Origin of the sequence: Caldovatus aquaticus (assembly GCF_019458025.1) — a bacterium.
Lineage (GTDB): Bacteria > Pseudomonadota > Alphaproteobacteria > Acetobacterales > Acetobacteraceae > Caldovatus > Caldovatus aquaticus.
Map to the genome: position 1 here is coordinate 134,562 of NZ_JAHZUY010000002.1, position 25,048 is coordinate 159,609.

The window sequence follows — 25,048 nt, forward strand, 5'->3', positions numbered from 1 at the left end:
AGCCGCGCCGCCACGAACCGAGGAGGAGTGACCCGCCCGATGAAGCTCTACTGGTCCCCCACCAGCCCCTATGTGCGCAAGGTGATGGCCTGCGCCATCGCCCGCCGCATCGACCACGAGATCGAGGCGGTGCCGTGCGACCCGCACGCCTCGCCGCCCGACCTCCTGCGCGACAACCCGCTCTCCAAGGTGCCGTGCCTGATCGCGCTCGACGGCACGCCGCTGTTCGACAGCCCGGTGATCTGCGAATACCTCGACACCCTGGGCGCCGCGCCGCCGCTCTTCCCGCCGCCCGGCACGCCGGAGCGGTTCCGCGCCCTGGTGCGCCAGGCGATGGCGGACGGCATCCTCGACGCCGCGGTCGGCCGGCGCATGCAGATGGTCTGGCCGCAGGACGACGGGCGGCGGGCCTACGATGCGCGCCAGAAGGCGGCGATCGAGCGCACCCTCGACCGGCTGGAGGCGCATCCGCCGGCCGGCCTCGACGACATCGGCGCCATCGCGATCGGCTGCGCGCTCGGCTATCTCGACTTCCGCTTCGCGCACGAACCGTGGCGGCCCGAGCGGCCGCGGCTTGCGGCCTGGTTCGCGGCGGTCTCGCAACTGCCGCCGCTCGCGCGCACGGTCCCCGTCGCGCTGTGAGCGCGCACGGGCCGGCGCCGGCGGGCGCGCGCCGCGGCGCGGCCGCCACGGACGGCCGCGGACGGCCGGAAGCGCCGGAACGGGGGCGGGGGGGCGGCAACGCCTCCCGCCCGACCGCGCCATGAGCGACGCCGCCGCCTGGGACGCCCGCTACGCGGGCGAGGGGTTCCAGTTCGGCGAGGCGCCGAACCGCTACCTGGAGAGCCTCGCCCCCCGGCTGCGGCCGGGGATGCGCGCGCTCGCGGTGGGCGACGGCGAGGGGCGCAACGGCGTCTGGCTCGCCGCGCAGGGTCTGCGGGTGACCAGCCTCGACTGGTCCGCAGTCGGCCTTGCCAAGGCGCAGGCGCTCGCCGCGCGGCGCGGGGTGACGCTGGAGACGGTGGTGGCGGACGCGGCGCGCTGGGACTGGCCCGTCGCGGCCTACGACCTCATCGCCTGGATCTTCGTCCACCTTCCGCCCGCCGATCGCCATGCCGCGGCGCAGGGCGTGCTGCGTGCCCTCGCCCCCGGCGGGATGCTGGCGCTGGAATGCTTCACCCCGGCGCAGGAGGGCCGGCGGAGCGGGGGGCCGAAGGACGTCTCCCTGCTCTGGAGCCGGGCCATCGTGGAGGCGGAGTTCTGCGGCGCGCTGGAGATCGTCGAGCTGCTCGAGGGCACCGTGCTGCTCGACGAGGGGCCGCGCCACCAGGGGCATGCGGAGGTGGTGCGCACGCTGCTGCGCAGGCCCGCGCGGTAGGGCGGATCGCGGACAGCCGGAAACGACCGGGAGAGCGAGCCCGCTCGACCGGGGACGAGCCGGAGCCGTGGCCGCGCGCACGGCCGAGCGGCAGGGCTCCGGCGCCGCCCGCGGGCGGCGCGGCCGGGCCCCGGGCTATCCCCGCGCCGAAGCCGCCCGCCCGCCCCCCCCCGCCACCCGCGCCACCGCCGCCGCCACCCGCCAAGTGAAGGCCCCCTCCCCCGCCGCGACCAGCAGCAGGGTCGAGGCCACCGGCGTCGCGTAGGCGAGGGTGCCGAGCAGCCGCGGGTCGCCGCGCTTCATCCCGACATCCCAGAGGAAGAACGCCGCGCCGAGCGGCCCCGCGCCGAGCAGCAGCACCGCCAGCCACTGCCCGGCGCCGAGCGGCGGCAGCGGCGGCTCGACGGCGAGATGCGCAAGCCCGGCGAGCGCCGCTGTGGCGAGGCAGAACCCGGCCACCGCCTCGGTCGGCACCGCCGCCAGGCGCCGGGCGGTCACGGAGTAGAGCGCCCAGACCAGCGCCGCCCCGGCCGCGCAGAGGAAGCCGAGCGCCGGCGCCGCGCCCCCCTCCCCCGCCACCCCCGGCCCGATCAGCACCCCGCAGCCGAGCGCGCCGAGCGCCGCCCCCGCGAGCCGCCGCGGCCCGAGCGGCATGCCGAGCACGGGGGCGGAGAACAGCACCACCAGCAGCGGCCAGGCGTAATTGACCAGGTTCGCCTCGACCGGCGGCGCCAGCGCCAGGGCGGCGAAGTAGAGCGCGTGATAGCCGAACAGCCCGCCCACCCCGTGCGCCCAGGCGAGCGGCGGCTGACGCAGCCGCGCCAGCCCGCCGCGGCGCCCCGCCACCACCGCGAGCCCGAGCAGCCCGCCGACGGCGAAGCCGAGCGCGGTGAGCGCGAGCGGCGGCACCCCGGCGGCGCGGCGCGAGAGCAGGGCGAGGAAGGCCCAGAGGGCGAGCGCCCCGCACCCGGCGAGGGTGGCGCGGAAGGAGGCGCGGATCGGACGGCCGCTCCGTCGCACGGACCGGATGCGGAAGGCGGCGCCGCCTCAGCGCTCGCAGCGGATGAACACGGTGGAGGGATGGGCGATCTCGCCCACCTCCGCCGCGCTGCGCTCGCCGTGCCCGCCCGGAGGGCCGAGATGCGGGCGGAGGCCGGATTCGCGGAGGAAATCCAGCACCTCCTCGTGGCGGACCGCGAAGTTCACGTTCTGCGGGATGTCGCCGAGCCGCGCCGCGACCCGCGCCGCGTTCAGCTTGGCCACCACCATCCCGACCACCTGGCCCTGGCGGTCGAGCAGCGGTCCGCCGGAACTGCCGGGCTGCACCGGGGCGCTGATCTGGATCTGCGACGGGTTGTCGCCGATGCCGGAGAGCGCCGAGACCTCGCCCGTGGTCAGGGTCGGCCCGGAGGAGAGCAGCCCGGCGAGCGGAAAGCCGTAGGTCACCACGCCCTCGCCGCGGCGCACCGGCCCGGGGCGGAAGCTGAGCGGCGGCCCGAAGTCGGCGGGCACGGCGAGCAGGGCGAGGTCGCGCCGCTCGTCGCTGCGTGCCGGTTCCGGCACCGCCACCTCGCGCCCGTCGGCGGCGCGAACCAGGATGCGGCCGCAGTCCTCGACCACGTGGAGGTTGGTGACGACCGCCCCGCGGGCGACGACGAAGCCCGTCCCGGTGGACACCCGGCCGAGGGGAACGCCGCGCGGAGAGGCTCCGGCGTAGGTCCCGCCCGGGCCCCGCGGCGCGCGGACCGTGGCTCCGCCGATGTGGCTGGCCTGCAGCCCGGTGTCGGTGACGGTGATCTCGACCACGGTGCAGATGTTCACCCGCCGCAGCTCGGCGCTGCGGCGGTCGGCCATGACCACGCGGAAGTCGTACTCGCCGGGATGGGCGGCGCGGAAGATCACCGCGGCGCCGGGCGGCAGGCCCTGCGCGCCGAACTGGTCCGGCCCCCAGTCGCGCTGGCTCGCGGGGCTGAAGAAGAACTGGATCACCGGGACGGAGGCGGCGTTGGCGATCCGGAAGCGCGTGTCGCAGGCCGCCGGCCCGACCGGCAGGCGGGGGTCCGCGGGCGCGGCGAGATAGGGCGGAGGCGGGGCAGACGGCGCGCAGGCGGCACCGAGCGCAACACCGGCGGCCGCAAGGAGCGCGGTGAGAAGGCGGAGCGGGCCGCGGACCATGGTCGGCAATGGCAGTTCTCGGTTTGGACCATGCAGGCTAGGGCAGTTCGGGCGGCTCAACAACGTCGCGCCCCTCACATCGCGCTGCGCCGGCCCCGCGCCGGGCGCCTTGCGCCTGCGCACGGGCGGCGGCGCGCGCAGCCTGCCGGGCGGCCGGCCCCCGGCACAGGCGGCAGCCGCGCGGCCCCCTCAGGCCGAGGCGCGCCGCCGCTCAATGCGCCTCGGCCCAGCTCCGCCCGCTGCCGACCTCCACGGCGAGCGGCACGCGCAGCGTCGCCACCCCCTCCATCACCCGCCGCACCAGCGCGCCGGTGGCCGCGACCTCCGCCTCCGGCACCTCGAACAGCAGCTCGTCGTGCACCTGCAGCAGCATGCGTGCCTCGAGCCCGGCGTCCTTCAGCGCCTTCGGCAGGCGCACCATGGCGCGCTTGATTACCTCCGCCGCGCCGCCCTGGAAGGGCGCGTTGATCGCCGCCCGCTCGGCGGCGGCGCGGCGCGCCGGGTCCTTGTGGTTGATCTCGGGGATCCAGAGCTTGCGGCCGAAGGGCGTCAGCACGAAGCCGTTGATGCGCGCGTCCTCCTTCAGCCGCTCCATGGTGTCGCGGATGCCGGGATACTGCGCGAAATAGGCCTCGATGATCTGCCGCGCCTCGCCCGGCGAGATGCCGAGCCGCGCGGCGAGGCCGAAGGCCGACATGCCGTAGATGATGCCGAAATTGATCGTCTTCGCCCGCCGCCGCGCCTCGCGGTCCACGCGATCGAGCGGGATGCGGAAGATCTCGGAGGCGGTGCGGGCGTGGATGTCCTCGCCGCGCGCGAAGGCCTCGCGCAGCGTCGGCACTTCGGCGAGATGGGCGAGCAGCCGCAGCTCGATCTGCGAGTAGTCGGCGCTCATCAGCACGTAGCCGGGATCGGCGACGAAGGCGCGGCGGATGCGCGCGCCCTCCTCGGTGCGGACCGGGATGTTCTGCAGGTTCGGCTCGTTGCTCGAAAGCCGGCCCGTGCTGGTCACGGCCATCGAGAAGCTCGTGTGCACGCGCCCGTCGCGCGGGTCGATCGCGGCGAGCAGCCCGTCCACGTAAGTGGACTTCAGCTTGGCGAGCTGGCGCCACTCCAGCACCCGGCGCGGCAGCTCGTGGCCGGTGACCGCGGCCAGCTCCTCCAGCACCGTCACGTCGGTGGAGTACTGGCCCGACTTGCCCTTGCGGCCGCTGGGCAGCTTCAGCTCCTCGAACAGGACCTCGCCGAGCTGCTTGGGCGAGCCGACGACGAAGGGGCGGCCGGCGAGGCGGTGGATCTCCGCCTCCAGCGCCGCGAGGCGGCCGGTGAACTCCTCGCCGATGCGCGCAAGCTCGGCGCCGTCCACGCGCACCCCGATCAGCTCCATGTCGCGCAGCACGCGGATCATGCGCCGCTCGACCTGCTCGTAGAGGGCGAGCGCGCCCTCCGGCCGCAGCCGGGGCCGGAGCAGCAGCCAGAGGCGCAGCGTCACGTCCGCGTCCTCGGCCGAGTAGGCGGTGGCCTTGTCGAGCGGCACCATCGCGAAGGGGAGGCGCGCGCGGCCGGTGCCCGTCACCTCGTCGTAGGGGATCGGGCGGTGGCCGAGGTGGCGCAGCGACAGCTCGTCCATCCCGTGCCCGTGGCGCCCGGCGTCCATCGCGTAGGAGATCATCATCGTGTCGTCCACCGGCCGGACCTCGATCGGCACGGTGGGCTCGCGCAGCATCACCTCGAGGTCGAACTTCGCATGATGCAGCACCTTGAGCACGGTGCGATCCTCGAGCAGCGGCTTCAGCGCGGCGAGCGCCACTTCCGGCGCGAGCTGGGCGGGCGGCGGCGGCGCCAGCATGTCCGCCGTCGCCTCGGCCGGGGCGCGGCCATGGCGCAGCGGCACGTAGCAGGCGCGCCCCGGCGCGGTGGCGAGGGAGAGGCCGATCAGCGGCGCGTTCAGCGCGTCGAGCCCGGCCGTCTCGGTGTCGAAGGCGACGACCCCGACGCGGCGCGCCTCGGCGATCCAGGCCTCGAGCGCCGCGATCGTGGTCACCGTCTCGTAGGGGCCGTAGGGGCGGTCGAGGGCGGGCGCCGGGGCCGGCGCGGCCTCCGCCCGCCGCGCCGGCGCGCCGCCGGCCGCCTCGTCGAAGCCGAGGCGCACGAGGATGCTGCGGAAGGCGTTCTCGCGCAGGAACCCCTCCAGCGCCGCGCGCGGCGGCGGCCGCGCCTCCAGCGCCTCGATCGGCAAGGGCAGCGGCGCGTCGGCGTCGAGCTTCACCAGACGCTTCGAGATCAGCGCCAGCTCGCGGTTGGCGAGCAGCGCCTCGCGCCGTTTCGGCTGCCTGATCTTCTCCGCGTTGGCGAGCAGCGCCTCCAGGCTGCCGTACTCGGCGATGAGCTGCGCCGCCGTCTTGATGCCGATGCCGGGCACGCCGGGCACGTTGTCGGTCGCGTCGCCGGCCAGCGCCAGCACGTCCGCCACCTTCTCCGGCGGGACGCCGAAGCGCTCGATCACCTCCGCCTCGCGGATCGGCTTCTGCTTGATCGGATCGAGCATCTCCACGCCCGGCCCGACGAGCTGCATCAGGTCCTTGTCGGAGGAGACGATGGTCACGCGCCCGCCCTCCGCCGTGAAGGCCTTGGCGTAGGCGGCGATCAGGTCGTCCGCCTCGAATCCGGGCCGTTCGATCTTGGCGACGCCGAGCGCGTCGGCGGCCTCGCGGATCAGGGCGAACTGCGGCACCAGCTCGGGCGGCGGCTCGGGGCGGTGGGCCTTGTACTCGGGGTAGATGTCGTTGCGGAAGGTCTGGCGCGAGGCGTCGAACACGACGGCGATGTGGCTGCCGCGGTGCTCCGAGAGGAACTTCACCATCATCTGGACGAAGCCGTAGACGGCGTTCACCTGCGTCCCGTCCGGGCGCGTCATCGGCGGCAGCGCGTGGAAGGCGCGGAAGATGTAGCCCGAGCCGTCCACCAGGATCAGGTGCTTCTGCCCCGGCTCCGTGACCGGCACCGCCTCGGCCGCGGCGGCCGTCGCGCCCTCGGTCAGCGGCCCGCGCGGGCGCCCGGCCTCCGGCGCGCGGAGCGGCTCGGCCTCAGTGGTCTCCGTCGTCGCCACCCGCGCCGTCCTTGAGGACGTAGGTGATGGAGCAGTAGGGGCAGGTGACCTCCCGCTCCGCGATGCGCAGCCAGACGCGCGGGTGGCCGAGGGCATCCTCGCCGATCCGGCCGTCGCAGGGCACGCTCCGGCTCGTCACCTCGATGCGCTGCAGCGGGGTGATGCCCTCGACGGGCTTCGGTGCGTATCCGGTCTGTCTCTCGTCGCGCACGTCCGCGCTCCTGCCTGTCTCGTCGCGCAAGGGGAAGCCTGGCGAGCGGCCTCACAATACCAGCGGCGCGGGCGTGGACCAGCCCGGCGCTTTCCCTTATCGTGTTCCGTGCACGTTCCCGCGAGCGGAATGAACCAGCGCCCGTCCCCCGCCATCGTGATCGCCGGCCGACGCGGGACCTGCCCGGCCCGGAGGGCCGCGCCGGCGGTCCGGCGCGCCGAGGCCGCATGACGATGCGGCGCCGGCCGCTCCTCGCGGCCCTGGCCGCGGCGGCAGCGGGCGCCTGCACGCCGCGCCTGATCCCGATGGGCCCCGCGATCGGCGAGCCGAGCCTCGCCGAGGACGCGCTGGTGATGGCGGACGGCGCCCGCCTGCCGCTGCGCAAGTGGCTGCCGGAGGGCGGCCGCCCGCCGCGCGCGGTGATCCTCGGCCTGCACGGCTTCAACGAATACGCCCGCAGCTTCCTCGAGGACCCGGCGCCGCTGTTCACCGCCGCCGACGTCGCGGTCTACGCCTACGACCAGCGCGGCTTCGGCCAGGCGCCGCACCGCGGCATCTGGGCCGGCGCCGCGACCCTCGCGCACGACGCCGCCACCGCCGCGCGGCTGATCCGCGCGCGCCATCCCGGGGCGCCGCTGATCCTGCTCGGCGAGAGCATGGGCGCCTCGGTCATCATGGTCGCCGCCGCCGCCGCCGAGCCGCCGCCGGTGGACGGCTACGTGCTGCTCGCCCCGGCGGTCTGGGGGCGCGGCGCCATGCCGGCGCTGCTGCGCTGGCTCCTCGACGCGGCGGCGCGGACCGTGCCGCTCGTCGCCTTCCCGAACAGCGCGGGCGGCATCACGCCGACCGACAACCTGGGGGCGCTGCGCCGCTGGTCGCGCGATCCGCTGATCATCCGCGAGACGCGCGTGGACGCCGCCAAGGGCCTCGTGGACCTGATGGACGAGGCGGTGGCGGCGGCGCCGCGCTTCGGCACCGCCTCGCTGCGCCCCCCGCCGGCGCTGCTGCTCTACGGCGCCCGCGACCGGCTCGTGCCCGCCGATCCCACCCGGCGGGTGCTGCGCACGCTGCCGGCCAGCGCGCGGGCGCGCGTCGGCTACTACGCCGAGGGGCACCACCAGCTCCTGCGCGACCGCAACGGCCCGCTCGTGGCGCGCGACATCCTCGCCTGGATCGAGGATCCCGCGGCCCCGCTCCCCTCCGGCGCCGATGCGGCCGCGGCGGCGTGGCTCGGCGAGGCCTGAGCCCGGCGGCGACCGGCAGGCAAGGGAGGGCGGGAATGGCGGAGGCGCTGATCGTCGGGGCGGGGGAGGGGTTCTCGGCCGCGTTGGCGCGGCGGCTCGCGCGCGAGGGCTACACGGTGCGGCTGGCCGCGCGCGATGCGGCGAAGCTCGCCGCGCTCTGCGCCGAGACCGGCGCCACCGCCCATGCCTGCGACGCCGCCGACCCGGCGCAGGTCGCCGCGCTGTTCGCCACCGCGGGCGAGGCCGCGGAGGTGGTGGCGTACAATCCCTCCTACCGGGTGCGCGGGCCCGTCACCGATCTCGACCCGGCCGAGGTGCGGCGCGCGCTCGAGGTCTGCGCCTTCGGCGGCTTCCTCGTCGCGCAGCAGGCGGCGCGGCGGATGCTCGCGCGCGGGCGCGGCACGATCCTGCTGACCGGCGCGAGCGCGAGCGTGAAGGGCTACCCGCGCTCGGCGCCCTTCGCGATGGGGAAGTTCGCGCTGCGCGGCCTCGCCCAGTCGCTCGCGCGCGAGCTGCATCCGCAGGGCGTGCACGTCGTCCACATCGTCATAGACGGCGGCATCCGCAGCGCGCGCCGGCCCGATGCGGGCGGGGACTCCCTGCTCGACCCGGACGCGATCGCGGCCACGGCGCTGCACCTGATCCGCCAGCCGCGCAGCGCCTGGAGCTGGGAAATCGAGCTAAGGCCCTGGGTCGAGCCGTTCTAGCGGCCGGCGCCCGGCCGTGCCGTCGCGCGGCAGGGGGCGCCGTCGGCCGCCTCACTCCTACGGCAGCCGCGTCCCCTCGAGCAGCGAGGCGAGCGTCGTGCCCGAGAGGCGATCCAGCATGGCCTGCTCGGCGGCGCGGAAGGCCGGCCCGAGCAGCTCGGGGACTCGCCCGCCGACCGGGTCCTCCCGGTTCGGCCTGTGCATCGAGAGCAGGGGCGTCCCGGGCGGGTGGATGGCGCGCCAGACCTCGGCCAGGGTGATGCTTTCCGGCGGCCTGGCCAGCTCGGCCCCGCCCGGGCCGCGCCGCACCCGGATCAGCCCGGCCCGGGCGAGCCGGCCGGCGATGCGGCGGATGACGACGGGGTTGGTGTTCACGCTCGCCGCGATCCGCGCGCTGGTGGCTTGGCCCGTCCGCTCGATGGCGAGCAGCAGCAGGATGTGCACCGCGACCGCGAAGCGCGTGGCAACCATGGTGCTTTCACGCCCGATCGGGGCAACGGTTCCCGCCCGTCCTGGCCGGTCTTGACCGGAGCGCGAACGAAGAGAGAACAATGCACCATGACCGCGCCCCCCACCCCGAGCGCCGCGCGCACCGCCCTGATCCGCCGCGCCGCCGTCCGCTTCTGCCTGCGCCGCGGCTGGGCGCCGGTGACCGAGATGCCCCTGCCCAACGGCCGCCGCGCCGACATCCTCGCCCTCGGGCCCGACGGCGGCTTCGCCGTCATCGAGGTGAAGTCGGGACCCCGCGACTTCCTGGGCGACGCCAAGTGGCCGGACTACCGGGCGTACTGCGACCGCCTGTTCTTCGCGGTGGACCTCGACTTCCCGCAGGAGCTGCTGCCCGAGGAGGTCGGCCTCGTGGTCGCGGAAGCGGCGGAGGCGGCGCTGGTCCGCGAGGCGCCCGCGCACCCGCTCGCCCCGGCGCGGCGCCGCGCGCTGCTCCACCGCTTCGCCGCGCTGGCGGCGGCGCGGCTCGCGGCCTTCGAGGACCCGACCGGGGTCGCCGAGCTGCGCGCCGCGCTGCGCGTGGAGTGAGGCGCGGCGCCGGCTCAGTAGGACTTGGGCAGCCCCAGCACCTTCTCGGCGATGAAGCAGAGGATGAGCTGCGGGCTGACCGGGGCGATGCGCGGGATCATCGCCTCGCGCAGGTAGCGCTCGACGTGGTACTCCTTGGCGTAGCCGAAGCCGCCGTGGGTCATCACCGCCTGCTGGCAGGCCTTGAATCCCGCCTCGGCGGCCAGGTACTTGGCGGCGTTGGCCTCCGCCCCGCACTCCAGCCCGCGGTCGTAGCGCCAGGCGGCCTGCATCGCCATCAGCCACGCCGCCTCCAGCTCCATCCAGCATTCGGCGAGCGGGTGCTGGATCGCCTGGTTCTGGCCGATCGGGCGGCCGAACACTTGGCGCTCCCTCGCGTAGCGGCTCGCCCGCTCGAGCGCGACGCGCCCGAGCCCCACCGCCTCCGCGGCGACCAGGATGCGCTCGGGGTTGAGGCCGTGCAGGATGTACGCGAAGCCGCGGCCCTCCTCGCCGATGCGGTCCTCGACGGGGATCTCGAGCCCGTCGAAGAAGAGCTGGTTCGAGTCCACGGCCTTGCGGCCCATCTTCTCGATCTCGCGCACCTCGACCCGGCTGCGGTCGAGCGTGGTATAGAACAGCGAGAGCCCCTCGGTGCGCCTGCGCACCTGCTCGAGCGGCGTGGTGCGGGCGAGCAGCAGCACCTTCTCCGCCACCTGCGCGGTGCTGATCCACACCTTCTGCCCGTGCACCACGTAGCGGTCGCCGCGCCGCTCGGCCCGCGTCCTCAGCCGCGTGGTGTCGAGGCCGGTGTTGGGCTCGGTCACCGCGAAGCAGGCGCGCTCGCGGCCGGCGATCAGCGGCGGCAGCATGCGGGCCTTCTGCTCCTCGGTGCCGAACACGACCACCGGCATCAGGCCGAAGATGTTCATGTGCACGGCCGAGGCGCCGCTCATGCCCGCCCCCGAACGGGCGATCGTCTCCATCATGATCGCCGCCTCGACGACGCCGAGGCCGGCGCCGCCGTACTTCTCCGGCATGCAGATGCCGAGCCAGCCGTCGCGTGCCAGCGCCTGGTGGAACTCGGCCGGGAAGCCGCCCTCGCGGTCGCGCGCGAGCCAGTAGTCGTCGCCGAAGCGGGCGCAGATGCGCGCGACCGCGTCGCGCACGGCTTCCTGCTCGGGGGTGAGGGCGAAGTCCATGCGGGCGCGTCCTAGGCGGGTCCGGGACCGGCGAACGGCGCGGCGCGGCGCGCGGGGGCCATGCCCATCCTCTGCCTCCTCATCCCATCGCCTGCGCGATCTCCAGGGCGCGCTCGGCGAGCGCCCGGTAGCGGTCGCGGTAGTTGATCGCGCTCGGATCGGCGGCATTGCCGTCGAGCGCCCGCCGCCACACCCCGGCGACGATCGCGGCGAGGCGGAACATCGAGAAGACGACGAAGGCGTCCATCCGCTCCGGCACCGGCCGCCCGGCGTGGGCGCAGTAGCGGGCGACGAATTCGCGCTCCGTCGGGATGCCGGTGCCGGCGAGGTCGGTGCCCCAGGTGCCGGCGATCCCCTCCGGCCCCGGCGGGATGTGGTAGGTGAGGCAGCAATAGCCGAGATCGGCCAGCGGATGGCCGATGGTGCTGAGCTCCCAGTCGAGCACCGCGACGATGCGCGGCTCGGTGGGGTGCAGGATCAGGTTGCCGAGGCGGAAGTCGCCGTGCGCGATCGCCGCCTCGTCCTCCTGCGGCAGGTGCGCCGGCAGCCAGGCGATGAGGCGCTCCATCGCCGGCATCTCCTCGGCCTTCGAGGCCTGCCACTGCTTCGCCCAGCGCTCCACCTGGCGCGCCATGTAGCGCTCCGGCCGGCCGAAGCCCTCGAGACCCGCCGCGCGCCAGTCCACGCGGTGCAGCGCGGCGAGCACGCGCGCCATGTCCTCGTACACCGCCGCGCGCTCCGCGGGCGTGGCGGGCTGCATCACGCGGTCGGCGAAGACGCGCCCGGGCACGTGGTCCATGACGAAGAACGGCGTGCCGATCACCGCGGCGTCCTCGCACAGCAGCCGCGTGCGCGGCACCGGCACGCCGCTCCCCTGCAGCGCGCTGAGGATGCGGTACTCGCGCTCGATCGCGTGCGCGCTCGGCAGCAGCTTTCCGGGCGGCTTCTTGCGCAGGACGTAGGCGCCGGCCTCGGTCTGCACGTGGAAGGTCGGGTTGGACTGCCCGCCCCGGAACTGCCGCACCGTCACCGGCCCGCCGTCGAAGCCCGGCAGCCGCCCGGCGAGGTAGCGCACCAGCGCCGCCTCGTCGAAGCGGTGGTTCGGCAGCACCGGGACCAGCGCCGGGACGCCCCCCGTGGGCGGCGCGCCCATGGCGTCAGGCGTCGGCGGCCGCCGGCTGCCCGGCGAGCACGCCGCCGTCCACCACGATGGTCTGCCCGGTCATGAAGGCGCCCGCCGGCGCGGCGAGGAACACCGCGGCGCCGGCGATGTCGTCCGGCTCGCCGAGGCGGAGCAGCGGCGTCTCGCGGATGCGCTTGCGCGCGTTCTCCGGGTTCTCCCACAGCGCGCGCGCGAAGTCCGTGCGCACCAGCCCCGGCGCGATGCAGTTCACGCGGATCCCCTTCGGCCCCCACTCGCAGGCGAGGTTGCGCGCGAGCTGCATGTCGGCGGCCTTGGAGATCGCGTAGGCGCCGAGCATGACCGATCCGCGGAAGCCGCCGATCGAGGAGACGATGATCGCCGAGCCCCCGCCCCGCTCCGCCATCCCCGGGAACACCATGTTGCAGAGCCAGAGGTTGCTCTTGACGTTGGAGGCCATGATGCGGTCGAAGGCCTCGTCGGGAATGCCGAGGGAGGGGCCGTAGTAGGGGTTCACCGCGGCGTTGCACACCAGGACGTCGATCCGCCCCCAGCGCTCGATCGTCCGGTCCACCAGCGCCTGCAGGTCCTCCTTGCGGCCGATGTGGCAGGCCTGCGCCACCGCCTCGCCGCCGCGCGCGCGGATCGCCTCCGCCACCTGCTCGCACGCCTCGAGCTTGCGCGAGGAGACGACGACCCTCGCCCCGTGCTGCGCGAGGCGCTCGCAGATGGCGCGGCCGATGCCGCGGGAGCCGCCGGTGACGACGGCGACCTTGCCGGCGAGGTCGAACAGGGTGCCTTCCAGGCTTCTGGTCATGCGGGGGTGTTCCTCGGCGGGCGGTACTGGCTGAGCTCGAGCCGCGCGAGCTGGTCGCGGTGCACCTCGTCCGGGCCGTCCACGATGCGCAGCGTGCGCGCGTACTTGTACATCTGGGCGAGGCCGAAGTCGTCGGTCACGCCGCCGCCGCCATGCGCCTGGATCGCCCAGTCCACGACCTGGCAGGCCATGGCCGGCACGGCGACCTTGATCGCCGCGATCTCGCGCCGCGCTACCTTGTTGCCGACCGTGTCCATCCGCCAGGCGGCGTGCAGCACGAGAAGCCGCGCCTGGTCGATCAGGATGCGCGCCTGCGCGATGCGCTCGCGCGTCACGCCCTGGTCGGCGAGCGGCTTGCCGAAGGGCTTCCGCTCCAGCGCGCGGCGGCACATCTTCTCGAGCGCCCGCTCGGCCATGCCGATCGCGCGCATGCAGTGGTGGATGCGCCCGGGGCCGAGCCGGCCCTGCGCGATCTCGAAGCCGCGCCCCTCGCCGAGCAGGATGTTGGAGGCGGGCACGCGCACGTTCTCGAAGATCAGCTCGGCGTGGCCGTGCGGGGCGTCGTCGAAGCCGAACACGGGCAGCATGCGCTTGATGGTGAGGCCCGGCGTGTCGCGCGGCACCAGGATCATGGACTGCTGCCGGTACCGGTCCGGGTTGTCCGGATCGGTCTTGCCCATGACGATGAAGATCTTGCAGCGCGGGTCGCCGGCGCCCGAAGACCACCACTTCCGCCCGTTGATCACGTAGTGGTCGCCGTCGCGCACGATCCGGGTCTGGATGTTGGTGGCGTCGGAGGACGCCACGTCCGGCTCCGTCATCGCGAAGCAGGAACGGATCTCGCCGGCGAGCAGCGGCTCGAGCCACTGGCGCTTCTGCTCCTCGGTGCCGTAGCGCTCCAGCGTCTCCATGTTGCCGGTGTCCGGCGCGGAGCAGTTGAACACCTCGCTCGCCCAGTGCACGCGGCCCATGATCTCGGCGAGCGGGGCGTATTCGAGGTTGGTGAGGCCGGCGCCGCGTTCCGAATGCGGCAGGAACAGGTTCCACAGCCCCGCCGCGCGCGCCTTCGCCTTCAGCTCCTCGACGATCGGCACCGGCTGCCAGCGGTCCGCCATCGCCGCCTGCTGGGCGTGATAGACCGGCTCGTTGGGGTAGATGTGCTCGTCCATGAAGGCGAGCAGCCGCGCGCGCAGCGCCTCGACCTTCTCGGAATAGGCGAAATCCACGCCGCTTCTCCCTTGTTCGCCAGGCCTCGCGAGGCAGGCGCCAGCGTCCGGCGCGCACCGTAGGGAGGAGGGGATTTGCGCGTCAAGCGCCGCCCCGGGCGCGGAGCGGCGGGAACCCGCCCGCCGGTCGCGCATTGCGGCCAGCGCGGCCTTTGCCGCGCCGCCCGGGAGGCGCCGACGATGGACGTGCTGCTGGTCGAGCCGGATGCGCCGCTCCGGGATGCGCTGGCGCAGGCGCTGCGCGAAGCGCGGTTGCGCGCGGTGGCGGTGGACAGCGGCGAGGAAGCCCTCGCCGTCGCGCGCGAGCAGGCGCCGCCCCGGGTGCTGGTCACCGCCATCGCTCTCGGCGCGGGCATGGACGGGTCCGAACTGGTGCGCCGCCTGCGCGGCCGCTGGCCCGGCATGGCGGCGGTGCTGACCGGCGAGCGCGGCGGGCAGTTGCGCGGCCGCGTGCTCGGCCGCACGGACCGCTTCCTCGCCCGTCCCGTCACCGCCGACGCCCTGCTCGCCGTCCTCCGCGGCCTGACCGGCGCCGGCCTGCGCCCGCTGTCCTGACGGCGCCGCGTCAGAGGCCGGCAACGTTCTCCGGCCGCGGCGGGATCGCGCCCCGCTCCGGCCACCGCGGCGGGGGCGCACGCTCAGCCCTCGCGCACGCCCATCCCCTGCATGAAGCGCTGGCGGTGCAGCACCGGATCGCGCGGCGTCTGCCTCGCCGCCGGCTGGCCGTCGATGCGCGCCGCGATCAGCCACGGCCCGTCTCCGGCGAGCGCCTGCTCCACCAGCGCCTCGAACTCCGCCTCGTCGCTCGCCCAGTTGCTCCGCGCGATGCCGGCGCCGCGGGCGATGGCGACGATGTCGGTTCCCGCCTGCGCCGCCGGCGTCGCCTGCCCGCCGGTGATGGCGTAGGCGCCGTTGTCCCAGACGACGATGGCGAGGTTCCGCGGCGCCCGCGCCGCCACGGTGGCAAGGCAGCCGAGCTGCATCAGCAGCGAGCCGTCGCCTTCCAGCGCGAACACCTTGCGCCGCGGCTGCGCGATGGCGACGCCGAGCGCGATCGGCACGGCGAGCCCCATGCTGCCGAGCATGTAGAAGTTCTGCGGCCGGCCCGCGCTGCTCGCCCAGAGGTCGAAGTTCGAGTAGCCGATCCCGCCGACCACCGCCTCGTCCTTCAGCTTCGCCACCAGGAGCTGCGTCAGGTCGAAGCGGTTCATCACCTTGGTGTTGCGCAGCATCCCCCTCGCCTCCCCGCTCACGCCAGCACCTTGCCGCCGGTCAGCAGCGGCGAGAGGATCAGGCAGGCCGGCGCCTGCGTCCCCACCGCCTGGCGGATCGTGCGGTCCACGATGAACTCCGTCTCGTCGAGCCGGGTGATGGTGTGGTGCTCGATGGCGAGGGCATCGAGCACCGGGCGCATGGTCCGGCACACCAGCGCCTGGCCGAGGTTGAACTCGCCGAGCGTGCCGCGCTCCGAGACCATCATCAGCAGCGGGATCTGGCAGGCGCAGGCGAGCGAGGCGAGCACGTTCGGCAGGGTCGCGAAGCCGCTGGTCTGCATCAGCACGATGCCGCGCATCCCGGCCATCCAGGCGCCGCAGACGATGCCGACCGCCTCCTCCTCGCGCGCCGTCGGGAAGGTGGTGAAGAACGGGTCGGCGTGGGCGCCCTCGATCACCGGCCGCAGCACATTGTCGGGGACGTAGGTGACGAGCCGCACCTCGTTCCGCTTCAGCACATCGAGCACGATCCCGTGCCAGGTCCTCGTCGTCGCGTCCGCCATCTCCAGCCCCACCTCCGGGAGGGCGCGCAATGTGCCGCCGCCGCGGCGCGCCGGCAATGCCCCGCCGACGCCCGCCGCCGCGCCGCCCCCTTGCCTGGCCGCGGCGCCCCGCCGAAACTGCCCGGGCCTTCCCCGAATCAGGGAGACGCCGGGTGGCCGCCTTCAGGAGCACCGAACGCTACGTCGCCTCGCGCGACCTCGAGGTGGCGGTGAACGCCGCCATCGCGCTGCAGAGGCCGCTGCTCGTCAAGGGCGAGCCCGGCACCGGCAAGACCGTGCTGGCGCACGAGGTCGCGCGCGCGCTCGGCCTCCCCCTGATCGAGTGGCACATCAAGTCCACCACCAGGGCGCAGCACGGCCTCTACGAGTACGACGCGGTCGCGCGCCTGCGCGACGGCCAGCTCGGCGACCCGCGGGTGCACGACATCGCCAACTACATCGTCCGCGGCAAGCTGTGGGAGGCCTTCGAATCCCCCGTCCCGGTCGTGGTCCTGATCGACGAGATCGACAAGGCGGACATCGAGTTCCCGAACGACCTGCTGCTCGAGCTCGACCGCATGCAGTTCCACGTGTACGAGACGCGGCAGACGGTCGTCGCGAAGCACCGCCCGGTCGTCATCATCACCTCCAACAACGAGAAGGAGCTGCCGGACGCCTTCCTGCGCCGCTGCTTCTTCCACTACATCCGGTTCCCGGACCGCGAGACGATGGAGCGCATCGTCGAGGCCCACTACCCCGGCCTGCGCAAGGACCTGGTGCGGGAGGCGCTGGACGTCTTCTTCCGGATCCGCGAGGTGCCCGGCCTCAGGAAGAAGCCGGCGACCTCGGAGCTGCTCGACTGGCTCAAGCTGCTGATGGTCGAGGACCTGCCGCCCGAGGCGCTGCGCGCGAAGGAGGGCAAGCTGATCATCCCGCCGCTCTACGGCGCGCTGCTGAAGAACGAGCAGGACGTGCACCTGTTCGAGCGGCTCGCCTTCCTCTCGCGCCGCGCCGGCGCCTGACGGCCCGGCGCCGGTGTTCGCGACCTTCATCCTCGCGCTGCGCCAGGCGGGCCTGCCGGTCTCGCTGACCGAGTACCTGACGCTGCTCGGCGCGATGAAGGCGCGGGTCGCCGCCTACGATCTCGACGACTTCTACTACCTGAGCCGCGCGGCGCTGGTGAAGGACGAGCGCCACCTCGACCGCTTCGACCGCATCTTCGGCGAGGTTTTCCGGGGCCTCGAACGCCCGCCGGGCGCGCCCGAGGGGGAGATCCCGGAGGAGTGGCTGCGCCTCGTCGCCGAGAAGGTGCTCACGCCCGAGGAGATGGCGCGGATCGAGGCCTTGGGCGGCTTCGAGGCGCTGATGGAGACGCTGCGCCGGCGCCTCGCCGAGCAGAAGGGCCGCCACCAGGGCGGCTCGAAGTGGATCGGCACCGGCGGCACCTCGCCCTTCGGCGCCTACGGCTACAACCCCGAGGGCGTGCGCATCGGCCAGGACGGGTCGCGCCACCGCCGCGCGGTGAAGGTGTGGGACAGGCGCGAGTTCCGCGACCTCGACGACGACGTCGAGATCGGCACCCGGAACATGAAGATCGCGCTGCGCCGCCTGCGCCGCTTCGCCCGCGAGGGAGCGGCGACCGAGCTCGACATGCCGGGCACCATCCGCTCCACCGCGCACAACGCCGGCACGCTCGACCTCCGCCTGGTGCCGGAGCGGCGCAACGCGGTGAAGGTGCTGCTGCTGCTCGACATCGGCGGTTCCATGGACGACCACGTGCGGATCTCGAGCGAGCTGTTCTCCGCCGCGCGGTCGGAGTTCAAGCACCTGGTCCACTTCTACTTCCACAACTGCCCCTACGAGCGGCTGTGGCGGAGCAACCGCCGCCGCCGCGACGAGACGGTGCCGACCGCGGAGGTGCTGCGCACCTACGGGCCGGACTACAAGCTCGTCCTCGTCGGCGACGCTTCCATGAGCCCCTACGAGATCACCCAGGTCGGCGGCAGCGTCGAGCACTGGAACGAGGAGCCCGGGCGCGCCTGGCTGGAGCGGCTGACCGGCCACTTCCGCCGCTCCGCCTGGCTCAATCCGGTGCCGCAGGACTTCTGGGGGCACACGCCCTCGATCGGCATGGTGGGCGAGATCATGGAGGGGCGCATGTTCCCGCTCACCCTGCGCGGCCTGGACGACATGGCGCGCGAACTGGTCCGCTAGAGGAGGAGACGCCACATGGCCCGCATCGGCATCATCGTCGAGTTCAGGATCAAGCCCGGCCAGCACGCGGCCTTCGACCGCATCATCCGCGAGCACGCGCGGCTGACCCTGCAGGAGGAGCCGGGCTGCGAGCGCTTCGACGTGCTGCAGCCGCTGACGAAGGAGGGCGCCAGGGACGAGACCCGCATCATGCTGTGCGAGGTCTACCGCGACCGCGCCGCCTTCGAGGAGCACGGCCGCAATCCGCGGCTCGCCAGGGTGCGCGAGGCCTACGCGCCGCTGATCGAGGCGCGCACCCTGACCCTCTGCGAGCTGTAGTCAGCCGGCCGGCGCGTCGGCCCCGGCCAGCAGGTAGAGATGGCCCTCGGAGGATCGCTGGCGGATGGCCAGCGCCTCCTGGTACTGGGCCGAGCGGTAGAACGCCTCCGCCTGCTCCGGACTGTCGAATTCCAGGACCACGACGCGCTTCGGCGAACGGTCGCCCTCCAGCACCCGGGGCTCGCCGCCCCGCACCAGGTAGCGTCCGCCATGCGCGGCGATCGCCGCCGCGGCAAGCGGCCGGTATCGCTCGTAGGTCTCCGGGTCCGTGACCTCGATCTCGGCGAAGATGTAGCCCTTCGGCATCGTGTCCTCCCCTGCGCGCCGCATCGCGACACACGGATCCGCCTCGGGCGCCGCTCATTCCCGCCCGGGCATGCCTGCGCTCCTGCGCCGGACCGGCGGCAGGCATCGCGCGCCGCACGGGGTCCGGCGCGCATGGCCACCCGCCTGCCGCGCCGGAAGCATAGGCCCTGCGGCCGCCGCGCGCGAGGCCTCTTCCCCGCCGCGGCGCCCCGCGGCACAGTTCCCACGCAAGGGAGGGACGCCATGCCGAAGCAGCCGGTCGCGTCCGCGCGTCTGCCGCCGCCGAGCGGACACTTCGCGCAGGCGACGATCGCGGAGGCGCGCGGGCGCCTGCTTTTCATCTCCGGGATGCTGGCGAAGGGGCCGGACGGCAGGCTGGTCGGGATCGGCGACGTCGCGGCGCAGACCCGGCAGGTGTGCGAGAACCTCAAGGCCGCGGTGGAGGCGGCCGGCGGCACGCTGGACGACATCTGCCGCATGGACGTCTACGTGCGCAACATGGAGCATTTCGAGCGCATCCACGAGGTGCGCCGCGCCTACTTCACCGGCACCCCGCCGGCCTCGACCATGGTCGAGGTGACGAAGCTGACCTTGCCGGAAGCGCTGATCGAGATCAGCGCAATCGCGGTGCTGCCCTGAGGGGAGAACCGGCCATGCGCGACATCGTCCGCGGCTCCTATCCGCTCGAGAAGCGGGAGGTGGTGATGGAGGGGGCGGACATGCGGGCGAGCGTGCTGACGCTCGCCCCCGGCCAGTGCGTGCCCTGGCACTACCACTCGGAAGTCACCGACGTGTTCTTCTGCCTCGAGGGCCCGATGGTGGTCGAAACCCGCGCGCCGCGCGAGGAGCGGGTGCTGCGGGCCGGCGAGAGCCTTGCCGTGCCGCCGAAGACCGCGCATCTCGTGCACGGCCTCGACGGCGGCCGCTGCCGCTTCCTGCTCCTGCAGGGCGTGGGCGACTACGACTTCCGCGCGGTGGCGGGCGCCTGAGCCGCGGCGCCGCCCGGCGCGCCTTGCCTCAGATGGCGCGCTCCGCCCGCAGCGCCGCGATCTCCTCGCGCGAATAGCCGAGTTCGCCGAGGATCGCCTCCGTGTCCGCGCCGAGAGGGGGCGGCGGGCTGTCCACCCGCGGTCCGCCGTGGGCGAAGCGGAACGCCGCCACCGGCACGCCGAACGGCCCCTCCACGCCCGGCGCGCCCTCCGGGAAGCGGTGCACGAGGTGGCGGGAGGCGAGCTGCGGATCGGCCATCGCCTCGTCCAGCCTCCGCACCCGCGCCGCCGGCACGCGGCGGGCCTGGAGGTACGCCTCCCACTCGTCGGCGGTGCGCGTCAGCATGATCTCGCCGAGCAGCGCCGCCTCGCGCTCGCGGTCGGCGACGCGCGCCTCGTTGTTCGTCTTCGCCATCTCCGGATGGCCGAGCGCGGCCCAGAGCCGCCTCTGCTGGCGCAGGTTGCTTGCCCCCAGCATCACCAGCCCGTCCCTGGCCCGGTAGGCGCTGTTGGTCGCGTACAGGTGATCGTTGCCGTTCGGCCGCGGCACCTTGCCGGTCCGCAGATAGGCGGTGAGGTGCGAGGCCATCATCATCATCGCCACGTCCAGCATGGCGAGGTCGATCCGCTGGCCGCGGCCGGTCCGCTCGCGCTGGAACAGCGCCGCGGCGAGCGCGAAGGCGCCCATCGTCCCGGTCGCGTAGTCGATCGCGGGAGAGCCGAACTTGAGCGGGCTCACCTCCGGCGTCCCGGTCGTCGCCATGATGCCGGAGGTCGCCTGGATCACGTGGTCGTAGGCCGTCTGGCCCCCGCGCGGCCCCTCCTGCCCGAAGGCGGAGATCGAGCAGTAGATGAGGCGCGGGTTGAGCCTCGACACCTCCTCGTAGCCGAGGCCGAGCGCCGCGAAGGCGCCGGGGCGGTAGTTCTCCACCAGCACGTCGGCGCGGGCGAGCAGCCGGCGCATCACCGCGCGCCCGCCCTCGGTCTTGAGGTCGAGCGTGAGCGAGCGCTTGTTCGCCCCCTGCGTCAGGAAATAGGTCCCCATGGCGCGGCGGTTCAGCGCCAGGTCGCCGCCGCTGTCGCGGCTCTGGTCCGGCTCCTCCGGGTGCTCGACCTTGACCACCTCCGCCCCGAGCAGCGCGAGCTGGTAGGCGGCGAACGGTCCCGCCAGCACATGCGTCGCGTCAACGATGCGGATGCCCTCGAACGGCCGGGTCATGGACGGATCCTCACGGCGATGGTCGCTGCGCGTCCATCAACCCATGCCGCGGGTGCGGCCGCAAGCGGTCCGGCTTGTCCGCGGCCGGCAGCGCCCCGGTCCTTTGCCCGCGGAGCCGGTTCCCGCTCCCGGCCGCTTCCGGGCGGGAGCGATCTGCTCTAGAAGGCGCCACGAGAGGAGCTTGCCGCGCCGTGCACGACCGCATCGAGGATCCCGCCGCCGCCGGCTGGGAGAGGGTGGCCGATTCCGGCTTCCCCGAGATCATCGGCGCCTTCTGGATGCGCCGCGAGCGGGACGGCGGCCCGCTCTTCGGCGTGCTCACCGACCCGCGCCACAACAACGGCCGCGGCGTGGTGCACGGCGGCATCCTCGCCAGCATCATGGACCACGCCCTCGGCAAGACGGTGGGCGACGCCGTGCGCCCGCAGCGCTGCGCGACGATCCAGCTCGACCTGCACTACCTCGCCCCCGTCGCCCCGGGCGAGTTCGTCACCGCGCGCTGCGAGGTGACGCGGCGGACGCGCTCCGTGGTCTTCGTGCGCGGCGAGCTTTTCGCCGGCGGGCGCGCCGTGCTCGCCGCCAGCGGCATCTGGAAGGTGCTGGAGAGCAGCCGCCGCGAAGGCGGCGAGGGAGGCATGGCATGAAGGCGGAGACCGGCGGCATCCCGACGCTCTCGACCGAGGGCCCCGTCGCCACCATCCGGCTCAACCGCCCCGCGGTGCACAACCGCATCGAGCCGGCCGACCTGGTTGCGCTGCACGGCCTGCTCGACCGCATCGAGGCCGAGCCGGCGCTGCGCGTCCTCGTCCTCACCGCCAGCGGCAAGTCGTTCAGCTCCGGATTCCACATCGGCGCGCTGGGCAGCGGCGAAGCGCAGGACGAGGACGCCTTCGCCCGCTTCGCCGACCGGCTGGAGCGCGTGCGCCTGCCCACCATCTGCGCGCTCAACGGCGGGGTCTATGGCGGCGCGACCGACCTCGCGCTGGCCTGCGACTTCCGCATCGGCGTCACCGGGATGGCGATGTTCATGCCCGCCGCGCGCCTTGGCCTGCACTACTACCCGGGCGGCCTGCAGCGCTACGTCAGCCGGCTCGGCCTCAACACCGCCAAGCGCATGTTCCTGCTCGCCGAGCGGTTCGAGGCCGAGGAGCTGCTCCGCATCGGCTATCTCGACGAGCTGGTGCCGCCGGAGCGGCTGATGCCGCGCGTCGCCGAGATCGCGGCGCGGCTCGCCGGGAACGCGCCGCTCGCCGTGCAGGGCATGAAGGCGGCGCTGAACGACATCGCGCGCGGCGACGCCGACCTCGCGGCGATCGCCGCGCGCGCGGCCGCGGCCAAGCGCTCCAACGACATGGCCGAGGGCCGCGCCGCCTGGCTGGAGAGGCGCGCGCCGCGCTTCACCGGCACCTGAATGGCCGCGCGCCGCCGGCGCGCCCAGGCGCCGGCGGCCGCACCCGGCCTGGAGCCGTCTCCGCCCGGCTGTGCGCGCGGCGACGGCTCCGGCGCGTTGTCCGCCGAGCGGCTTCGCGCCCCCGGCCGTTCCCAGCCGTCCGCGCTCCGCCCTAGAGCCCGGCCTGGGTGACGAACTTCGTGTTCAGATAGGCCTCGATCGCCTCCGACCCGCCCTCGGAGCCGTAGCCGGAATCCTTCACCCCGCCGAACGGCACCTCCGGCAGCGCCAGGCCGAGGTGGTTGATCGTCATCATCCCGGTCTCGACCTTGGCCGCGATCGCGTTCGCGGTCTTGGCCGAGCGGGTGAAGGCGTAGGCGGCGAGGCCATAGGGCAGGCGGTTCGCCTCCTCCACCACCTCCTCGAACTCGCGGAAGGGCGCGATCATGGCGATGGGGCCGAAGGGCTCCTCGTTCATCATGCGCGCCTCCTTCGGCACGTCGGTCAGCACCGTGGGCGCGTAGAAGTAGCCCTTGTTGCCGATGCGCTCGCCGCCGGTCCGCACCGTGGCGCCCTTCTGCCGCGCGTCCGCCACCAGGCCCTCGACCCAGGGGAGGCGCCGCTCGTGCGCGAGCGGACCCATCTGCGTCCCCGGCTCCAGCCCGTTGCCGACCTTCAGCGCCTTGGCCGCGGCGACGAACTTCTCGACGAAGGGCTCGTAGAGCCTCTCCTGGACCAGGAAGCGCGTCGGCGAGACGCAGACCTGCCCGGCGTTGCGGAACTTCGCCCCCGCGAGCAGCCTCACCGCGTAGTCGAGGTCGGCGTCGTCGAACACGATCGCCGGCGCATGCCCGCCGAGCTCCATCGTCACCCGCTTCATGTGCCGCCCGGCGAGCGCCGCGAGCTGCTTGCCCACCGCGGTCGAGCCGGTGAAGGTCACCTTGCGGATCACCGGATGCGGGATCAGGTACTCGCTGATCTCGGCCGGCACGCCATAGACGTAGTTCGCCACCCCCGGCGGCAGCCCGGCGTCGAGGAAGGCGCGCAGCAGCTCGGCCGGCGAGGCCGGCGTCTCCTCCGGCGGCTTGACGATGATCGAGCAGCCGGTCGCCACCGCGGCCGAGAGCTTCCGCACCACCTGGTTGATCGGGAAGTTCCACGGCGTGAACGCCGCCACCGGGCCGACCGGCTCCTTGATCACGAGCTGGTAGATCCCCTCGCCGCGCGCCGGGATCACGCGGCCGTAGGCGCGCCGCCCCTCCTCGGCGAACCAGTCGATGATGTCGGCGCCCGCCAGCACCTCGATCTTCGCCTCGGCGAGCGGCTTGCCCTGCTCCATCGTCAGGAGCCGCGCCACCTCGTCGGCGCGCGAGCGGAAGATCTCCGCCGCCTTGCGCATCAGCTTGTAGCGCTCGAAGGCCGGCACCCTGCTCCAGGCGCGGAAGCCCTTCTCCGCCGCCGCCAGCGCCTCGTCGAGGTCGGCCCGCGTCGCCTTGGCGACGGTGCCGATCTGCTCCTCGGTGGCGGGGTTCAGCACCGGCAGCGCCTCGCCGGAGCGGCTCTTGCGCCACTCGCCGTTGATGTGGAGCAGGACGTCAGGGTAGCTCATCGCGGTCTCTCTCCCGGAAGGCGGGATTGCAGATAGCGCGGCGGGCGGCCGGCGTCACCCGGACCGGGCGGCCTCGGCGATCCGCGACGGGTCGGCGCCGACCCGCCCGCCCTCCGCCCCCGCGGCGAGGGGCGAGAGGCGGAAGTCGTAGCGCACCGCCGGCAGGTCCGGGCGCGGCGCGTCCGGCAGGCCCGTCCGCTCGCTCACCACCAGCGAGCCGGAAACCCCGAACACCGTGTCGCTCTCCACATGCGGGTCGTCGGCGAAGTAGAGGGCGGTGACCAGCTCCTGATAGCCGGGCGCCGAGACCAGCACGTGGATGTGCGCCGGCCGGTGCCCGTGCCGCCCCTGCAGGCGCACGAGCCTTCCCACCGGCCCGTCCATCGGCACCGAGTAGCCGCGCGGCTTCACCGTGCGGACGTGGTAGCGCCCCTCGGCGTCGCAGCGCAGCCTTCCGCGCATGTCCACCGCCGAGGGATCCTCCCCCTGCAGGTCGTAGAGCCCCTCCGCGTTGGTCTGCCAGAGATCCATCACCGCGCCGGGGACCGGCTCGCCGCCGGCGTCGGTCACCCGCCCGAACAGCAGGATCTCCTTCCTGTTCCCGTCCGTCGCCGCCCGCGCGAGCGACCCGCCGAGCGGCACCTCCGGCGGGTCCTCGCGGTAGAACGGCCCGAGAAGGCTCGTCTCCGTCGCGCCCTCGGCGCGGCTGCGCGCATCGTGCATCACGTTCACCAGGCGCGACAGGCCGAGCACGTCGGAGAGCAGGATGAACTCCTGCCGGTGCGCCGTGCAGGCCTGGCCGACGGCGGTGAGGAAGGCGATGCCGGCCAGCCACTCCTCCGGCGTCAGCTCCACCTCGCGCGCGAAGTCGTGCAGGTGGCGCACCGCGCTCTCGATGATGCGCCTCAGGCGCGGGTCGGGCGTGCCCGCCATCTGCTCCAGCACCGCCTCGGTGATGGCGAACCGGTCGAGGTCCTTCATGACGTCCTCCTGTGCAGCCGGCGCCAGGTCCCGGCGCGGCGG

At 74.1% G+C, this 25,048-nt stretch carries 28 protein-coding genes; 13 read left to right on the top strand and 15 right to left on the bottom strand.

The genetic code is table 11. The annotated features are described in order from the left end of the window. The first annotated feature begins 39 nt into the window (after positions 1–39). Together K1J50_RS01625 and K1J50_RS01630 are read left to right on the top strand one after the other, a co-directional pair. The gene (locus K1J50_RS01625; protein WP_220115681.1) at positions 40–642 is read left to right on the top strand and encodes a glutathione S-transferase N-terminal domain-containing protein; all 603 of its coding nucleotides are present in this window, start codon (positions 40–42) and stop codon (positions 640–642) included. Between the two features lie 121 nt (positions 643–763). Further along, entirely contained in the window at positions 764–1,378 is a 615-nt protein-coding gene (locus K1J50_RS01630) for an SAM-dependent methyltransferase (RefSeq protein WP_220115682.1), read from the top strand. A gap of 135 nt (positions 1,379–1,513) precedes the next feature. On the opposite strand, the gene yddG is transcribed toward K1J50_RS01630, so the two are convergent. From yddG to K1J50_RS01650, 4 genes are all read right to left on the bottom strand, one after another. Next, positions 1,514–2,398 (bottom strand): aromatic amino acid exporter YddG, encoded by an 885-nt coding sequence (yddG, locus tag K1J50_RS19485; RefSeq protein ID WP_220115683.1) that lies wholly within the window; start codon positions 2,396–2,398, stop codon positions 1,514–1,516. Positions 2,399–2,425: 27 nt separating this feature from the next. Then, positions 2,426–3,553, bottom strand: coding sequence for a S1C family serine protease (locus K1J50_RS01640; RefSeq protein ID WP_255574823.1), 1,128 nt, complete (start codon positions 3,551–3,553; stop codon positions 2,426–2,428). A gap of 211 nt (positions 3,554–3,764) precedes the next feature. After that, a complete protein-coding gene (gene polA / locus K1J50_RS01645) occupies positions 3,765–6,557 on the bottom strand; it encodes a DNA polymerase I (protein ID WP_369413500.1) in 2,793 nt (930 codons plus the stop codon). Positions 6,558–6,639: 82 nt separating this feature from the next. After that, positions 6,640–6,873 (bottom strand): zinc-finger domain-containing protein, encoded by a 234-nt coding sequence (locus tag K1J50_RS01650; protein WP_220115685.1) that lies wholly within the window; start codon positions 6,871–6,873, stop codon positions 6,640–6,642. Between the two features lie 227 nt (positions 6,874–7,100). Here K1J50_RS01650 and K1J50_RS01655 point away from each other — a divergent pair, with 227 nt between their 5' ends. Continuing rightward, entirely contained in the window at positions 7,101–8,117 is a 1,017-nt protein-coding gene (locus K1J50_RS01655; RefSeq protein ID WP_220115686.1) for an alpha/beta fold hydrolase, read from the top strand. Positions 8,118–8,152: 35 nt separating this feature from the next. Next, positions 8,153–8,824: an SDR family NAD(P)-dependent oxidoreductase gene (locus K1J50_RS01660; protein WP_220115687.1), complete on the top strand. Its 672-nt coding sequence runs from the start codon at positions 8,153–8,155 to the stop codon at positions 8,822–8,824. A gap of 57 nt (positions 8,825–8,881) precedes the next feature. Here K1J50_RS01660 and K1J50_RS01665 read toward each other — a convergent pair whose 3' ends face one another. Continuing rightward, positions 8,882–9,295, bottom strand: a complete 414-nt coding sequence (locus K1J50_RS01665) for an Rrf2 family transcriptional regulator (RefSeq protein ID WP_220115688.1) — start codon at positions 9,293–9,295, stop codon at positions 8,882–8,884. Positions 9,296–9,382: 87 nt separating this feature from the next. Here K1J50_RS01665 and K1J50_RS01670 point away from each other — a divergent pair, with 87 nt between their 5' ends. Further along, positions 9,383–9,859, top strand: a complete 477-nt coding sequence (locus K1J50_RS01670; RefSeq protein WP_220115689.1) for an MmcB family DNA repair protein — start codon at positions 9,383–9,385, stop codon at positions 9,857–9,859. 14 nt (positions 9,860–9,873) lie between these two features. Here the strand turns inward: K1J50_RS01670 and K1J50_RS01675 are convergent, their stop codons facing one another. The 4 genes from K1J50_RS01675 to K1J50_RS01690 form a co-directional block, all read right to left on the bottom strand. Further along, on the bottom strand, positions 9,874–11,040 hold the full coding sequence (locus K1J50_RS01675) for an acyl-CoA dehydrogenase family protein (protein ID WP_220115690.1): 1,167 nt from the start codon (positions 11,038–11,040) through the stop codon (positions 9,874–9,876). A gap of 79 nt (positions 11,041–11,119) precedes the next feature. Next, positions 11,120–12,193 (bottom strand): phosphotransferase, encoded by a 1,074-nt coding sequence (locus K1J50_RS01680; RefSeq protein WP_220115691.1) that lies wholly within the window; start codon positions 12,191–12,193, stop codon positions 11,120–11,122. Positions 12,194–12,197: 4 nt separating this feature from the next. Further along, on the bottom strand, positions 12,198–12,998 hold the full coding sequence (locus K1J50_RS01685; protein ID WP_220115692.1) for an SDR family NAD(P)-dependent oxidoreductase: 801 nt from the start codon (positions 12,996–12,998) through the stop codon (positions 12,198–12,200). Next, the gene (locus tag K1J50_RS01690; RefSeq protein ID WP_220115693.1) at positions 12,995–14,224 is read right to left on the bottom strand and encodes an acyl-CoA dehydrogenase; all 1,230 of its coding nucleotides are present in this window, start codon (positions 14,222–14,224) and stop codon (positions 12,995–12,997) included. The genes K1J50_RS01685 and K1J50_RS01690 overlap by 4 nt, the downstream gene beginning before the upstream one ends. A 180-nt stretch (positions 14,225–14,404) precedes the next feature. On the opposite strand from K1J50_RS01690, the gene K1J50_RS01695 reads away from it, so the two are divergent. Then, positions 14,405–14,779 (top strand): response regulator, encoded by a 375-nt coding sequence (locus K1J50_RS01695; protein WP_220115694.1) that lies wholly within the window; start codon positions 14,405–14,407, stop codon positions 14,777–14,779. Positions 14,780–14,862: 83 nt separating this feature from the next. On the opposite strand, the gene K1J50_RS01700 is transcribed toward K1J50_RS01695, so the two are convergent. Both K1J50_RS01700 and K1J50_RS01705 read right to left on the bottom strand, forming a co-directional pair. Beyond that, a complete protein-coding gene (locus K1J50_RS01700) occupies positions 14,863–15,477 on the bottom strand; it encodes a thiamine pyrophosphate-dependent enzyme (RefSeq protein ID WP_369413497.1) in 615 nt (204 codons plus the stop codon). Continuing rightward, entirely contained in the window at positions 15,474–16,001 is a 528-nt protein-coding gene (locus K1J50_RS01705) for a thiamine pyrophosphate-binding protein (protein ID WP_220115695.1), read from the bottom strand. Before K1J50_RS01705 ends, K1J50_RS01700 begins: the two co-directional genes overlap by 4 nt. A 152-nt stretch (positions 16,002–16,153) precedes the next feature. Here K1J50_RS01705 and K1J50_RS01710 point away from each other — a divergent pair, with 152 nt between their 5' ends. Genes K1J50_RS01710 through K1J50_RS01720 form a run of 3 tightly spaced genes read left to right on the top strand, consistent with a single transcriptional unit; the run spans position 16,154 to position 18,512 of the window. Then, complete coding sequence (locus tag K1J50_RS01710) at positions 16,154–17,002, top strand: AAA family ATPase (RefSeq protein WP_369413498.1); 849 nt, start codon at positions 16,154–16,156, stop codon at positions 17,000–17,002. 13 nt (positions 17,003–17,015) lie between these two features. Next, positions 17,016–18,194 carry a vWA domain-containing protein gene (locus K1J50_RS01715; protein ID WP_220115697.1) on the top strand — a complete coding sequence of 393 codons (1,179 nt, stop codon included), beginning with the start codon at positions 17,016–17,018 and terminating at the stop codon, positions 18,192–18,194. A gap of 15 nt (positions 18,195–18,209) precedes the next feature. Continuing rightward, positions 18,210–18,512, top strand: coding sequence for a putative quinol monooxygenase (locus K1J50_RS01720; RefSeq protein WP_220115698.1), 303 nt, complete (start codon positions 18,210–18,212; stop codon positions 18,510–18,512). On the opposite strand, the gene K1J50_RS01725 is transcribed toward K1J50_RS01720, so the two are convergent. Beyond that, positions 18,513–18,818 (bottom strand): DUF1330 domain-containing protein, encoded by a 306-nt coding sequence (locus K1J50_RS01725; RefSeq protein ID WP_220115699.1) that lies wholly within the window; start codon positions 18,816–18,818, stop codon positions 18,513–18,515. 243 nt (positions 18,819–19,061) lie between these two features. Between K1J50_RS01725 and K1J50_RS01730 the strand changes: the two genes are divergently transcribed. Then, positions 19,062–19,457 carry a RidA family protein gene (locus K1J50_RS01730; RefSeq protein ID WP_220115700.1) on the top strand — a complete coding sequence of 132 codons (396 nt, stop codon included), beginning with the start codon at positions 19,062–19,064 and terminating at the stop codon, positions 19,455–19,457. Between the two features lie 14 nt (positions 19,458–19,471). Next, positions 19,472–19,807: a cupin domain-containing protein gene (locus tag K1J50_RS01735; RefSeq protein ID WP_220115701.1), complete on the top strand. Its 336-nt coding sequence runs from the start codon at positions 19,472–19,474 to the stop codon at positions 19,805–19,807. A 28-nt stretch (positions 19,808–19,835) separates the two neighbouring features. Here the strand turns inward: K1J50_RS01735 and K1J50_RS01740 are convergent, their stop codons facing one another. Next, positions 19,836–21,026, bottom strand: coding sequence for a CaiB/BaiF CoA transferase family protein (locus K1J50_RS01740; protein WP_220115702.1), 1,191 nt, complete (start codon positions 21,024–21,026; stop codon positions 19,836–19,838). A 191-nt stretch (positions 21,027–21,217) separates the two neighbouring features. On the opposite strand from K1J50_RS01740, the gene K1J50_RS01745 reads away from it, so the two are divergent. Together K1J50_RS01745 and K1J50_RS01750 are read left to right on the top strand one after the other, a co-directional pair. Continuing rightward, complete coding sequence (locus tag K1J50_RS01745; RefSeq protein WP_220115703.1) at positions 21,218–21,670, top strand: PaaI family thioesterase; 453 nt, start codon at positions 21,218–21,220, stop codon at positions 21,668–21,670. Next, positions 21,667–22,437 carry an enoyl-CoA hydratase/isomerase family protein gene (locus tag K1J50_RS01750; protein WP_220115704.1) on the top strand — a complete coding sequence of 257 codons (771 nt, stop codon included), beginning with the start codon at positions 21,667–21,669 and terminating at the stop codon, positions 22,435–22,437. Before K1J50_RS01745 ends, K1J50_RS01750 begins: the two co-directional genes overlap by 4 nt. Before the next feature lie 151 nt (positions 22,438–22,588). Here K1J50_RS01750 and K1J50_RS01755 read toward each other — a convergent pair whose 3' ends face one another. Beyond that, entirely contained in the window at positions 22,589–24,025 is a 1,437-nt protein-coding gene (locus K1J50_RS01755; protein WP_220115705.1) for an NAD-dependent succinate-semialdehyde dehydrogenase, read from the bottom strand. 54 nt (positions 24,026–24,079) lie between these two features. Continuing rightward, positions 24,080–25,006 carry a dioxygenase family protein gene (locus K1J50_RS01760; protein ID WP_220115706.1) on the bottom strand — a complete coding sequence of 309 codons (927 nt, stop codon included), beginning with the start codon at positions 25,004–25,006 and terminating at the stop codon, positions 24,080–24,082. Positions 25,007–25,048 lie beyond the last annotated feature (42 nt).